The sequence below is a fragment of the Rickettsia sp. MAE-05 genome (genome assembly GCF_057319745.1).
Genome location: NZ_JBLTIO010000001.1, coordinates 74,897 through 88,330, shown reverse-complemented (window position 1 = coordinate 88,330; position 13,434 = coordinate 74,897). Strand labels below are relative to the sequence as shown.

Here is a 13,434-nt window from a genome sequence, read left to right as displayed (position 1 = left end):
AATTTTTAAAAAATCTCTTATGTCATTCCTGCGAAAGCAGGAATCTAGGCTAAAAAAGTCTTTTTATTATGTTGTTTTCTTTTTGAGTAAAGCTTTTAAGAAGCTTTACTCAACTGGATTCCCGCTTTTAGCTAGGAATGACATAGAATAAAATACTAGAAGTTTGCAAAATCATATTAAATTAAGTTTTTTATACATTTCTTTATATGAAGAATATTTATTAATATTTAAACCTTTTGCTGATTCTTCTAATATTTTAATTGATTCTGCATTTAATTCTTTTTCCTGTTCTATTTTATGATATATCGCTTCTCTTACAAAATTCATAATAGTATCATTTTTATGTGCAGTATGAACTTTAAGAAAATGATGTAATTCGTTTGGTATATCTATGCTTAGTCTAGTCATATTACGTACTTATTTAAGTAATTACTTAAATAAGTATATCATTAAAAAAGAAAAATAAAAGTAAAAATATAGCCTCTAAAAATTATTTAAAATATACTCCATAAAAATTTGGCGTGCTTCAGCCTGTCTATTATTATGAAACAAATACCTATTAAAAAAATAGTTTGTTAAGGTTAAAGCTTGTCTTTTTTCTTCTAATGTAATCTTACTATCATCTGAAAGTAAAAATTTTGGTAAAATCAACAATTTATCTTTGTAAGGCTTCCCTACTTCATATGATAATGCTCTAGCTGATTTAGGTGATACATAGGTTAAATCAGTTGTAACATGAGTCACGCCGCACTTGGTAAGATCAAGCTTATAACCCGTCTCGGCAAGTAAAGCTAGCTCAAAATTAATATAATCACGAAAACAAAAATTCTTTGATAAATTATCTAAATAGTTAATTAGAAATGAAAAAAAATTAGAATGTTCTTCTCTTTCATGAAATAACTCTTTGATTAAAGATATAACGGAATTAAAGGCATATAATTTAGCTTTATTTATGATAAAATAACCGGTGTAAGATTTGATGAGTTCGCATTTAGCCATGCCGATATGTTCGTGTAGTCTTGCCTGCCAAAGAAAATCTACAATATTTCCTTCTTGATATATAAATTTGCTTTTTTTAGAAGATTCTTTTACAACTCCCGAATATAAACCATGATTTTTAGTAAAAACCGTAATAATAAATGTATTTTCTTTCAAAGGTTTTTTAGCAATTATTACTCCTACATCTTTGATATTCATAGTTTTTTATTAAATTTTTGTCATTGCGAAGAAAGTTTGCTTGTGCGGATCAAAAAACGCATTCGGTGTCATACCGTGGCTTGTCCACGGTATTCAGCACAACAACTAAAAATACTAATATTATTAGTATTTTTAACTGGATTCCGTGAATAAATCACGGAATGACAGAAGTGGAGCTGGTCCACGCAGGCAACACCTCTAGCCACTCAGCTTATGACGGCTTGATATCCCCCCAACACTCTCTTAGCTTCCTTAGAATAACCTGTATAGACTATATTTTTATACCCTAGTTTGATTGCAGTAAATAAAGCAGGATGGTCATCACCTACATCTGCAATAAGATCTATAGCTTTTTCCGGAAATTCTATGCTTAAAGTTTTAAGCATTTGATCAATTACTAACATACCATAATATTTCACGCTTCCACTTGGAGTAGTTAACACAAATTTTCCTTTTTCAGAAGATAAAAAATTTCGTGCTTCTTCCAAATTTCTTACCTCATAAACTAGAGTATTTTTATATTTTTTTTTCATTTAATTAGCTCTTTTAGGTCTTTCAAATGAGAGACGGAAGATATAAAGTCATACGTTAAATTCTCAAGCTTAGAACAAATAATTCTACTAAATCCAAGCTTTACGGCTTCTTTTATTCTTGTTTCTGCTTTTGCAGTTTTTCTTATCTCACCCGATAAGCTTATTTCGCCGAAAAAAACGCTTTGTTCAGGAACCGGTTTTCCTGTTGTGGCAGATATTAAGCTCGCTGCTACTGCGAGGTCCGAAGCAGGATCGGCAATTTTAAGCCCTCCAGCGATGCTTAAATATACTTCATAATTAGCAAGATTAAGTCCTATCCTACTACTAAGCACGGCAAGTATCATTGATAATCTATTAGCATCCCAGCCTACCGCAGAGCGTCTAGGAGTTACCATATTTGAAGGTACTATGAGGGCTTGTACTTCCATAAGTAACGGTCTTGAGCCTTCAATTCCTGCAAAAATAGACGTACCTATAACGTTCTGTTCTCGCTTCATCAAAAATAGTTCAGACGGATTTGTTACTTCAATAAGCCCGCTACCGCTCATCTCAAATACTCCTATTTCACCCACACCGCCAAAACGATTTTTATATGAACGTAAAATACGGAAATGATTATTATGATCTCCCTCGAAATATAGCACGGTATCAACTAAATGCTCAAGTATCTTAGGACCTGCTAGCTGACCGTCTTTAGTTACGTGACAGCTTAGTAAAATAATTATATTGTTTTGCTTAGCATAATTAACAAGCTCATTTGCACATGTACGAATTTGTGAAACAGTGCCTGGAGGCGAGGATAATTCTTTTGTGGTAATTGTTTGAATAGAATCAATCACTACTAAATCAATATTATTTTTATTAGCTTCTATACTCGCAATAATATCTTCCAAATTAGTGGCTGCTAAAATATCGGTATTATAGTTAGTTAGATTTAACCTTATGGCCCTTAATTTTATTTGGTCTAATGATTCTTCGCCCGTTATATATAAGCAATTCATCTTTGATGCAAAGTTACTTGCTGCTAGTTGTAGTAACAAAGTAGATTTGCCTATGCCAGGGTCTCCTCCTATTAATATAGCAGAACCAAGCACCAAACCGCCACCTAGTACTCTATTTAATTCGCCTATAGGGGTAGGGATGCGTAACTGTTCGGCTACGTGACCTGAAAGCTTATCGAAAGCTTGTTTGCTACCTGTTTTAACAATTGCTTTATTTGTGCTTACTATCTCTTCGACAATACTACCCCATACACCGCAGTCAAAGCACTGCCCCGACCATTTAGGACTAGTATTTCCACAGTTAGAACAGATATAATGCTTCTTGTCTTTGGTCATGTTTTACTTTCTAGTGATGATGAGTAATATGGCAGCGTCATTGCGAGCGCCTAAAAGGAGCGTGGCAATCTCAGGATTTTGGCACGAGATTGCTTCGTCGAAACTTACAGTTTCTCCTCGCAATGACGTTTCTTTAAAACTAACAGCTTACTCTTACCATATAGTTTTTCACGTAAAATTTCAATATTTTCATCTAAAGCATAATCATCTAGTTTAGCCATCTCAATAACTATGATAGTACCGTCTCTAAGCCAGTTATTTTTTATCAGCAATTTCATTACTTTGGTTACTATATCTTTATGATAAGGGGGGTCTATAAATACAAGATCAAATGATTCATTTGCTTTCGGTAGATTTAAAGCATTAATATTAACCAAATTAACATTATTTTCAATGTTTAGAGATTTAGCAAATCCTTCTGCTATTTTTAATGAGGATGTATCAATATCAATTAAGGTAGCAAAACCTGCTCCTCTTGATAAGCTTTCAAAAGCAAGACTTCCGCTACCAGCGAATAAATCGAGTATATGAGTATTTTCGTTAAATAATTTATTACCGGTAAACTCGCCGGAGGTTAATATACTAAATATCGCCTCTTTGAGCTTGCCTGTAGAAGGGCGATATTTGATATTTTTAGCGGTAGGTATAATTTGGTTTCTATATTTACCGGATATTATTTTTAACACTTATTTAGTTATATGCTTCTTTTGTTGAATTTGGTTTTTTTTTCGTCTTTTATTTTTTCGACAAATCCTTTGCCTTTAGTGTTAGGCTTAAATTTTGCTGCAAATTTACCAGGCTCTGTTTGTTGTTTTTCTACAGTTTTATCTTTCTTTTCTTTTATTTCTACTTTTGGCGTTTCCTGGTTTAAATTATTTTGTGCTTGTTTTAAAATATCTTGTTCTTTAGCTTTATCAATATTATTATTTACATTATTTAAATTTTCTTCTCTTTCCTTAGATTTTTCTGTCTCAGCTTTTTGTCTTGCTTGTTGTTTTTCTGTTACTAATTCATCAATATTTTCAGGAGGTGGTGAGATATATTTATCTATACTGCTAGTCAAATTTTCAAATGATTTCTGAAGATTGCGTAAAGGTTTTTGAGTAAGTTTATAAGTTCCGGTAGCGACTAGACCTCCGGCTAAAATACCTGCTCCTAGAATAACAGCTTTAGTAGCAAGGGCCGTGCCGGTGACCAATAATACAGGCATCGCTACGAAAGGTGCAGCTGCTACTGCAAGACCCGCTACTACGGCAAGTCCTACTAAAAATTTCTTACTTGCTAAAAAATTTGTTACGCTGCTAATTCCTGATGTAGTAGTTTTAGCAATTTTTGTACAAAACTGTCCTACTCCGGTTTTCAGAAACCAACCGCTTTTTTCTCTTGCATGAATTTTATCTTGTAATTTAGCATGTTCGTTAACATTGACAGATGTTTTTTTACCGTCTTTATCTTGATGATCTAAATTCCCTTTAGCCTCACCTTTAGTATCATTCATCTTTGTAGCATCATCGATTTTTGCTTTATCAAAATCTGCTCTTTCTTTATTAATTCCAGCTAGATTTGCTGCTTTTAGATTTGCTTGTTTTAGATTTGCTTCTTTAAATATAGCCTCGGCTGCTTCTACTGCTTGCATATCGGCATTTTCAAGCACCGCTTTAGTGAAATCAGCTTTAGTAAGATCGGCACGCTGCATAATTGCATTTTTAAAGTTAGCTTCCTTAGCATTAATATTTTTAGCAATAGCATCAGAAATATTTAATCCTTCAGCTTCTGCTTTTTCTAAAGTAGCATTACTTAACTTAGCAAATTGTGCAGTTGCATTAGTAAGCGTAGCGTTTGTAAGATCGGCATATTCAAGATTTGCTTTATCAAGCTTTGCTTTTGTTAAATCAGCGTTCCTAAGTTTAACACGCTGCATTATAGCTTCTCTTAAGTCAGCTTCTTTTAAAGATAGTATATTTTCAAATTCAGCATCGCTAAAATAGGCATTCCTTGCAGTTATGCCTTGCATGTTACATTGCTCTTTGAATTTTGCTTCTAACGCATGTGCATTATTCATAAAAGCATTTTCAAGATCAGTAGAAACGATATTTGCTTGATCTAGAAGTGCATTATTTAAAACTACCCCCTGCATTTGAACTCTTTGCATATCTGCATAAGCAAGTGATATACCGGTAAGATTCGAGTTTTTCCATTCTGAATCTTTAATAATTAACTTTTCAGCATCGGCATTAACCATCATAACAGCATTAAATTTGCTATTTGTTACTTCTACTTCAGATAAATCTACTTTAGGCATGTAAGCTCTCGACATATCACTATTTTCAATTTTACTCTTTTTAAGATCAGCAAAAAGAAATCCTGCGTTACGAGCATTAACATTTTGAAAAACGGCATTTTGTAAATTAGCTCCTTCAAAATTAGCAAAATCTAAATTACAATTTGAGATATTAACATTTTCTAAATTAGCTGCAACAAATAATGTATTCTTCAGGTTAAGATTAGTAAGAGTTCTACCCGATAAATTAATTTCTGAAAGATCAGGAACTATATTTAAATCTTCTGAAAGATTTTTTTGCTTTCTAACAAATTTGGTAAGAGATAATTTTGTATCAGAGTGTTTTGCTGCTTCAGCTAAATATAGATCAAATTCAGCAGAAGTTAATTTTATATATTCTTTCGGTATATCACGCTCTTTGGCAGTCGAACCTATAATATATGATGGGTCTAGTTTTATTTGTATTTCTTCATTTTTTAGCTGCTCAAAAATATCTGCAAGACCGTTACCGCAGAACATTCTAAGATTAGCTAAAGCATATACTTCAGTTTCTAGTTTATTTACTTCATACTGTAAGTTATTGATTTTTACTAGTTCATTGTGTCGATTTTGAGCAATAGTTTCGGCACTATTCCAAAAAGCATTTAAAAAATTGGTAGCAATCCCAGGATTATCTAGGTTTTGCTTTAGAGTTTCTAACTCTTCTTGCTTAGTTTTTAGTTCTTTGGATTTAACTTCCCATAAAGTTTTTTCGTCTTCAGTAGCTAGAATATATTTCTTTTTGTTTGTAACTTCATCTATAACTATTTCTTTTATACGCTCTTTTTCTAAATCCTTATCTATATATTTATTTAATCTTTCAAGATCTGAAAAAGATAGTTTTATATCTCGTATTTTATCTTTTAGATTGGGGATTTTATAGTTATCATAATCATAATCTTTATAATTAAAGTCTGTGTAATGAAGATTTGCTCCTCTAAAGTCGGTACCGATAAATGTACAATCATTAAATTTTACATTTGTTAAATCTGAATCACATAATATGGTATTTGTTAAGTCACAATTATTAAATATAGCATCTGTTAGTATTGTACCTTGGAAATTAGCATTGGTTAAATCTGCGTTAATTTCCATATTTTCTAAACTAGTGATAATAATTTTATCATTATCTTCAGCGAAATATTTATTTTTGATAAAATCATTTAATGAGACACTAGGGTTATCTTTTATATAACCAAGATAATCGTTTAAGTCTTTTTCTTCACATTTATATATATTAAGATTTGTCATATGTTTTCTATATGATTAGTTAAAATGCGTTAATAATAACACATTACTAATTATTTTCCCAGTATTTTATTATTTATTTCTTTATAAGCTCCGGGTTTTAGATTATCTATTGTAAAACTACCATATTGAATCCTAATTAATTTGTTAACTTTTAGTCCAAAATACTCGAATATTCTTCTAATTTCCCGATTTTTTCCTTCAAATAAAACTACTTCAAACCAAGAATTACTCTTATTTTGCTTAAGTAACTTTATCGAATGAGGATTATAAAATATCCCGTCAATTTCTAAATTTTTATAATCGCTTTTTAGTAGAATATCAGACTTCCCATATGCCCTAACATGATATACTCGCTTTAACCTATTTGAGGGTAGCTCAAACTGACGAGCTAAGTCACCGCTATTAGTTAGTAATAACAAACCTTCGCTATTTAAATCCAGCCTACCTATTGAAATTACACGAGGTAAACCGGTTAGTTGTTCAAACACCGTTTTACGAGATAAAGGGTCTTTATGAGTGGTAATTAAACCGACAGGCTTGTAATAAATCCAAAGCCTTGGTTTTTGCGATTGATTGATTAATATGCCTGATACTTCAATTTGATTACTAATATCAACATTTGTAGCCGGTGATAAAATTGTAATGCCGTCTACTTTTACCTGTCCTTCAGCTATCAGCTTTTCAGCATCACGCCTAGAACATATTCCTGCATTACTAATTATTTTGGCTAATCTCGGCATTTTTAAATATAGTAAATTTCATAGACATCTTTCTAAACCAGCTTCTAGAGGTTATTTAGAAAGCTGTCTAATAAAAACATACAAAAATACCCTTAAAAAGCAATATTAATAATTTGACATAAATAATTAATATAATTATACTATATCGTTATATGTGCTTTAACAAAATTATACGAATGTTAATTTTACTTATCAAAACTTTTTCCTTTAAAATCTTATCTTCTTTTTTTAGCTGATTTTCTTTTTAGCAAAAATTACATACTTTTTTCTTCAATCTAAACTTCATTAAATTATGCAAAAACTTATTGGTTCAATCCTGTTAATTTCAGGTACTTGTATAGGTAGCGGTATGATAGCACTGCCTATGGTATTAGCAAAATTAGGTATAATACCTAGTATAATATTGATGTTTATAATTTGGTTTATAATGTATTATACTTCTTTAATTAACCTGGAGCTTAATCTTCAAGCGGGTAAAGGTTTAACACTTGGAGCATTGGGAAAATATTTTTCAGGACATACTGCTCAAATCATCGGTACGGTAAGCCTTAAGCTCCTTTCATATGCTTTACTTGCAGTATTTATATATGGGGGTTCTTCAATATTACAGAAGTTATTAGCTTTAGATACAAGTATAACTTATATAGGAGCATGGTATGTTATTATTAGCATTCTAATATTATTATTACCTCTAAAGTTAGTAGATTATATAAATCGAGTGCTATTTATCGGGTTGCTTATAATAATTGCAATTTTAGTTATTGGACTTGTTTCCATGATTCAGTGGGACAATTTACCTTTATTCTCACCAAATTATAAAGAAATATCTATATGGGGCGTAGTAACTCCGGTAGTTTTTACTTCATTTGGTTTCCAAGTAATCTTCCATACCTTAACTCATTATTGTAACAAAGATGCTAAAATGCTAAAGACGGCGTTTTTATTTGGAAGCTTAATTCCTGCAATAGTATATATAATTTGGACTTGTAGTATTCTTATTGTAGTACATCATAATAATCCAACATTTTATCAACAAATGATTACAAGTAATGTAGAAGTCGGAGATTTAATTAAGGAATTAAGTAATATAGCAAAATGGCAGTCCGTACAATTATTAGTTTGGATAATTTCAACTCTTGCTATCGCTACATCAATACTCGGAGTAGGAGTAGGGCTATGTGATTCTCTTAAAACTATGTTTATGAATTCGATACCGAATGTAGTAATTCGTAATATGACTGCCGCTATTGTTACTATATTACCGGCTTATATTGTAGCAGTAGTAGTACCTAATGCTTTTATTACAATTTTAGGGTTTGCCGGTATGATTCTTGGGTCGTGCCTCCGTATTGCAGTTTAGAGTAAATAGTCTATAATCCTCAAACAGTAATAAGAGAGAATTATAGTTAAGGAGTTATGGCAAAAATAGATGTTAAGTGTAGATATTGTAACAACACAGAAGAAGTAATAAAGTCAGGATATTCAATTTCAAAACAACAGAGATATCAATGCAAGCGGTGTAATCGATATTTTCAATTGGAGTATATTAATAATGCATCTAAGCCTGGAGTTAAGGAGCAAATAGTAGAAATGTCAATCAACGGCTCTGGAGTTAGAGATACAGTAAGAGTATTAAAAGTGGGTATCAATACAGTTATCCGTGTTTTGGTCGTGCCTCCGTATTGCAGTTTAGAGTAAATAGTCTATAATCCTCAAACAGTAATAAGAGAGAATTATAGTTAAGGAGTTATGGCAAAAATAGATGTTAAGTGTAGATATTGTAACAACACAGAAGAAGTAATAAAGTCAGGATATTCAATTTCAAAACAACAGAGATATCAATGCAAGCGGTGTAATCGATATTTTCAATTGGAGTATATTAATAATGCATCTAAGCCTGGAGTTAAGGAGCAAATAGTAGAAATGTCAATCAACGGCTCTGGAGTTAGAGATACAGTAAGAGTATTAAAAGCGGGTATCAATACAGTTATCCGTGTTTTAAAAAATCTAGTATTAAAAACAATAAATCATTCTATCAGTACAACAAAAGTAATTATTGCTCCTGAGATAGATGAACAATGGTCTTATGTACAGAATAAATCCAGACAACGATGGCTTTGGTATGCCTTGGATAAGATTTCGTTAAAAGTAGTTGCTTATACGTTTGGTACAAGATGTGATAGCACATTAGAATCATTACTGAAAAAACTAGAGAATTTCAAGGTGACTTTTTACTATACAGATGGATGGAGGAGTTATGCTAGGTTATTAGACCCTAAAAAGCATATTATCAGTAAAAAATACACTCAACGGATAGAACGAAGTAACTTGAACCTTAGAACGAGATGCAAGAGGCTTGCACGTAAGACAATCTGCTTTTCCAAGTCATTGGATATTCATGATAAGGTTATTGGTACTCTTATTGAACGTATAGCTTTTTAATAGGCGTAACTGCAATATGGAGGCATGACCCGTGTTTTAAAAAAATCTAGTATTAAAAACAATAAATCATTCTATCAGTACAACAGAAGTAATTATTGCTCCTGAGATAGATGAACAATGGTCTTATGTACAGAATAAATCCAGACAACGATGGCTTTGGTATGCCTTGGATAAGATTTCGTTAAAAGTAGTTGCTTATACGTTTGGTACAAGATGTGATAGCACATTAGAATCATTACTGAAAAAACTAGAGAATTTCAAGGTGACTTTTTACTATACAGATGGATGGGGGAGTTATGCTAGGTTATTAGACCCTAAAAAGCATATTATCAGTAAAAAATACACTCAACGGATAGAACGAAGTAACTTGAACCTTAGAACGAGATGCAAGAGGCTTGCACGTAAGACAATCTGCTTTTCCAAGTCATTGGATATTCATGATAAGGTTATTGGTACTCTTATTGAACGTATAGCTTTTTAATAGGCGTAACTGCAATATGGAGGCATGACCAATAATATATAGTAATATTGAAAAATAGGAATTATGATAATAGAAAATAATACAAAGACAATCAAGCAAGCAGGGAATAACGGGCAAATATCCTTAGGAAAGAAATATGCCGGTAAGTTCATTCCTGATAATGAGATGTGGCTTTATAGGGACAATAATAATGAGGTGCTTGATAAAGCAATAAAATGGGTAGAAAAAAATAAACGACAAACGTCGTCATTGCGAGGAAGTTACGAAGTAACTGACGAAGCAATCTCGGGAAACATTCCTGAGATTGCCACGCTCACTAACGTTCGCTCGCAATGACGGCTTGGTGTCCACGCAATAATGACGTTAAAGTAATTCTGATTTAATTAGAACTAAAACTTCTTTTCTCCAAATTACCAAATTTAGAAAATTGACTATCATAATAAAGCGGAACATTTCCAACCGGTCCGTTACGATGTTTTGCAACAATTATATCGGCAATATTATATACTTTATTGAGCTTATCTAACCATTCGGCATGTTTAGCATCGCCTGCTGCCGGTTCTTTTCTTGTTAAATAATATTCTTCACGGTAAATAAACATTACTATATCAGCATCCTGTTCTATAGTTCCTGATTCTCTAAGGTCGGATAGCATAGGTTTTTTATCCTCACGTAGTTCTACCGCTCTTGAAAGCTGAGATAACGCAATAACCGGAATATTTAACTCTTTTGCTATTGCCTTTAAACCTTGGGTTATTTCTGAAATCTCGCTAACTCTATTTTCAGATTTACTTACTCCTCTAATTAATTGTAAATAATCGATAAATAATATACCGAGGTTATGCTTGCGTTTCATTCTTCTAGCTCTTGTTCTTATAGCGGAAATAGATAGAGCAGGGGTATCATCGATAAAAAATTGTAATTCCGATAAAGTATTTGCTTCTTTGCGAAGACGGTTATATTTTTCTTCACCTAGAATCCCCGTACGAAGAGAAGTAGAATCAATTTCTGCACACATTGAAAGTAGACGTGTGGTTAGCTGTTCTGAGGACATTTCTAAAGAGAAAAAACCTACCGACTGAATTTCCTGATTATCTCTAATATTTTTAAGACGCATATTATTACAGGCGTTAAGTGCAAGATTTATAGCAAATGCTGTTTTACCCATCGATGGACGTCCTGCGAGAATTAAAAGATCGGAATTATGAAAGCCGAATAATTTATTATCTAGATCAAGTAAACCTGTAGATATACCGATTACGTGATCGTTATTTTTCATAGCTCTATTGATGCTAGCAAGGGATTCCGAAATAGGAATACCGATTCTGGTAAAACTCTTTTCATTTAGGCCTTCGCTAGCTAAATCGTAAAGTTTAGCCTCGGCATGTTCAATCTGTTCTCTTGCTTCAATCTCTAATGAGGAGTTATAAGCGTCGTTTACTACTTCTTCACCGATATTGATTAAATTACGCTTTATTGCTAAATCATATATTATTTTACCGTAATCAACCGGATTTATTACCATCATTGACATAGTTATCAATTTTGCTAAATATTCCGCTCCTTCTATTTCTTGAAATAGTTCATCTTGAGTTAACATACTACGTAAAGTAATAGGTGTAGCTATCAAACCTTTTTCGGTAATTTTTTCAATTGCGTTATAGATTTTTTGATGAATAGGTTCGAAAAAATGTCCCTCGCGCAAAAATTCCGATACATAACTAAGTAATTCATTATTAGTTAAAATCGCTCCAAGTAGCATTTGTTCTGCTTGAACATTTGAAGGTAAAACCCTTGTAGGTAAATTATCTTCATCATCAGTTAGTATATTTGTCATTTTATTTATTACTTAACGAATAAGTATAATTTTACAATTTAATTGCACATTAGCCCATGCTTTATCTGCCGTGTATGTAGGATAGCCGGTAATTAACCCTAGTGTAATACAAGCACGATCTCCAAGCGATAAGCCTAAATGTCTAGTTTGTTTTTTTATAGTTGCAGCAAGAAAAGATTGTTTCTCATCAAAAGGTACAATAGAATTTACAAATGGCTCTATATAATCCTTACATTCTTGATATGATATTCCAGATTCTAATAAAATTCCGGCTACTTCAGAAACATTAACGGAAGACATGGATACATTTCCTAATAATTTTTTTAATTCTATATTAACGCTTTCATTCTTTATTAGAGCCAATAAGGTTGACGCATCAAATATTACATTATTCATTTTTTGCTTCATTTCTACGTTCAGCGATCAATTTATCTACTAAACTTTCTTCCGAAGAGTAGTATTTATTGATATTAGTATGGACTTTTTTTAATACAAAACTTAATGGAGAAATTACCACCTCATTTTCTTTAAGAGTAAATACTACTTTATCCCCTTCTTTTAAATGTAATTGTTTCCTATAAGCAGCCGGTATAGAGACTCTACCGTCTTTAGCTATTTTAGCACTATTTACCATATGGATACCGCAATCATTAAGATTAACCTACAATTATATTCTATATTAAAAATGATTGTAGTACTATTATTATATTTAGAACTAATTTTTAATTAAACACTCCCCCAACGTTTAATTAAATTAGTTTCAATATCAAAAAAATCTAAAACTCTAGTAATAGAATGATTCACTATATCATCTATTGCTTTAGGATTATTATAAAAAGCTGGTATGGGCGGTGCTATGATACCGCCGTAATTCGCTACTTTTAACATATTTTCTAAATGTCCGATATGTAGCGGAGTCTCACGGGTCATTAAAATAAGTTTTCGTCTATCTTTAAGTACAACACCTGCTGCTCTACTAATTAAACTATCTTCCATTGAGTGAGCAATACTTGCTAAGGTCTTCATACTACAAGGAGCTATTATCATTCCCAAAGTTTTAAAAGAACCGCTTGAAATGCTAGCACCTAAATCTTTATCGTCATAGCAATAATCAGCTAGAAACTTAACTTCATCTATAGAATATTTAGTTTCAAGCTTTATAGTAAGAGCTGCTCCCTCTGAAATAACTAAATGAGTTTCGATATTTTGTTCTTTTAGTACTTCAAGCAAACGAATACCGTATATAGCACCTGATGCTCCGGAAATTGCTATAATAATTTTTTTATCTTTATTCAT

Annotated in this window: 14 protein-coding genes and 3 pseudogenes; 6 read left to right on the top strand and 11 right to left on the bottom strand. The window is 32.0% G+C overall.

Annotated elements, in window-relative coordinates:
* Positions 1-171 precede the first annotated feature (171 nt).
* Together ACNFN7_RS00565 and recO are read right to left on the bottom strand one after the other, a co-directional pair.
* Entirely contained in the window at positions 172-408 is a 237-nt protein-coding gene (locus tag ACNFN7_RS00565) for a hypothetical protein (protein ID WP_010422183.1), read from the bottom strand.
* Positions 409-483: 75 nt separating this feature from the next.
* A complete protein-coding gene (recO, locus tag ACNFN7_RS00560; RefSeq protein ID WP_485440441.1) occupies positions 484-1,197 on the bottom strand; it encodes a DNA repair protein RecO in 714 nt (237 codons plus the stop codon).
* 40 nt (positions 1,198-1,237) lie between these two features.
* Here recO and ACNFN7_RS00555 point away from each other — a divergent pair.
* Positions 1,238-1,412: pseudogene (locus ACNFN7_RS00555) on the top strand (MFS transporter); the annotation flags it as partial.
* Here the strand turns inward: ACNFN7_RS00555 and ACNFN7_RS00550 are convergent.
* From ACNFN7_RS00550 to ACNFN7_RS00530, 5 genes and pseudogenes are all read right to left on the bottom strand, one after another.
* On the bottom strand, positions 1,404-1,730 hold the full coding sequence (locus ACNFN7_RS00550; RefSeq protein ID WP_485440440.1) for a hypothetical protein: 327 nt from the start codon (positions 1,728-1,730) through the stop codon (positions 1,404-1,406). The pseudogene ACNFN7_RS00555 and the gene ACNFN7_RS00550 overlap by 9 nt on opposite strands.
* Positions 1,727-3,067 (bottom strand): DNA repair protein RadA, encoded by a 1,341-nt coding sequence (gene radA / locus ACNFN7_RS00545; RefSeq protein WP_485440439.1) that lies wholly within the window; start codon positions 3,065-3,067, stop codon positions 1,727-1,729. The genes ACNFN7_RS00550 and radA overlap by 4 nt, the downstream gene beginning before the upstream one ends.
* 104 nt (positions 3,068-3,171) lie before the next feature.
* Positions 3,172-3,753 carry a 16S rRNA (guanine(966)-N(2))-methyltransferase RsmD gene (rsmD, locus tag ACNFN7_RS00540; RefSeq protein ID WP_485440438.1) on the bottom strand — a complete coding sequence of 194 codons (582 nt, stop codon included), beginning with the start codon at positions 3,751-3,753 and terminating at the stop codon, positions 3,172-3,174.
* A gap of 4 nt (positions 3,754-3,757) precedes the next feature.
* Positions 3,758-6,638: pseudogene (locus ACNFN7_RS00535) on the bottom strand (pentapeptide repeat-containing protein).
* A 50-nt stretch (positions 6,639-6,688) separates the two neighbouring features.
* On the bottom strand, positions 6,689-7,378 hold the full coding sequence (locus ACNFN7_RS00530) for a pseudouridine synthase (protein WP_485440437.1): 690 nt from the start codon (positions 7,376-7,378) through the stop codon (positions 6,689-6,691).
* A 292-nt stretch (positions 7,379-7,670) separates the two neighbouring features.
* Here ACNFN7_RS00530 and ACNFN7_RS00525 point away from each other — a divergent pair, with 292 nt between their 5' ends.
* The 5 genes and pseudogenes from ACNFN7_RS00525 (at position 7,671) to ACNFN7_RS00505 (ending at position 10,637) form a co-directional block, all read left to right on the top strand.
* Positions 7,671-8,738 carry an aromatic amino acid transport family protein gene (locus tag ACNFN7_RS00525; protein WP_485440436.1) on the top strand — a complete coding sequence of 356 codons (1,068 nt, stop codon included), beginning with the start codon at positions 7,671-7,673 and terminating at the stop codon, positions 8,736-8,738.
* A 56-nt stretch (positions 8,739-8,794) separates the two neighbouring features.
* Positions 8,795-9,046, top strand: a pseudogene (locus ACNFN7_RS00520) (IS1-like element transposase); the annotation flags it as partial.
* An 81-nt stretch (positions 9,047-9,127) separates the two neighbouring features.
* On the top strand, positions 9,128-9,820 hold the full coding sequence (locus ACNFN7_RS00515; protein WP_485440435.1) for an IS1 family transposase: 693 nt from the start codon (positions 9,128-9,130) through the stop codon (positions 9,818-9,820).
* Between the two features lie 61 nt (positions 9,821-9,881).
* Positions 9,882-10,301, top strand: coding sequence for an IS1 family transposase (locus ACNFN7_RS00510; RefSeq protein WP_485440853.1), 420 nt, complete (start codon positions 9,882-9,884; stop codon positions 10,299-10,301).
* Positions 10,302-10,364: 63 nt separating this feature from the next.
* The gene (locus ACNFN7_RS00505; RefSeq protein WP_011271189.1) at positions 10,365-10,637 is read left to right on the top strand and encodes a hypothetical protein; all 273 of its coding nucleotides are present in this window, start codon (positions 10,365-10,367) and stop codon (positions 10,635-10,637) included.
* Positions 10,638-10,680: 43 nt separating this feature from the next.
* On the opposite strand, the gene ACNFN7_RS00500 is transcribed toward ACNFN7_RS00505, so the two are convergent.
* The 4 genes from ACNFN7_RS00500 to ACNFN7_RS00485 all read right to left on the bottom strand — a co-directional run bounded on the left by ACNFN7_RS00500 (position 10,681) and on the right by ACNFN7_RS00485 (position 13,434).
* The gene (locus ACNFN7_RS00500; RefSeq protein WP_485440434.1) at positions 10,681-12,138 is read right to left on the bottom strand and encodes a replicative DNA helicase; all 1,458 of its coding nucleotides are present in this window, start codon (positions 12,136-12,138) and stop codon (positions 10,681-10,683) included.
* Positions 12,139-12,150: 12 nt separating this feature from the next.
* Positions 12,151-12,534, bottom strand: a complete 384-nt coding sequence (locus ACNFN7_RS00495; protein ID WP_485440433.1) for a type II toxin-antitoxin system VapC family toxin — start codon at positions 12,532-12,534, stop codon at positions 12,151-12,153.
* Positions 12,527-12,772: an AbrB/MazE/SpoVT family DNA-binding domain-containing protein gene (locus tag ACNFN7_RS00490; RefSeq protein WP_218460335.1), complete on the bottom strand. Its 246-nt coding sequence runs from the start codon at positions 12,770-12,772 to the stop codon at positions 12,527-12,529. Before ACNFN7_RS00490 ends, ACNFN7_RS00495 begins: the two co-directional genes overlap by 8 nt.
* Before the next feature lie 92 nt (positions 12,773-12,864).
* On the bottom strand, positions 12,865-13,434 hold the full coding sequence (locus tag ACNFN7_RS00485; RefSeq protein WP_485440432.1) for a UbiX family flavin prenyltransferase: 570 nt from the start codon (positions 13,432-13,434) through the stop codon (positions 12,865-12,867).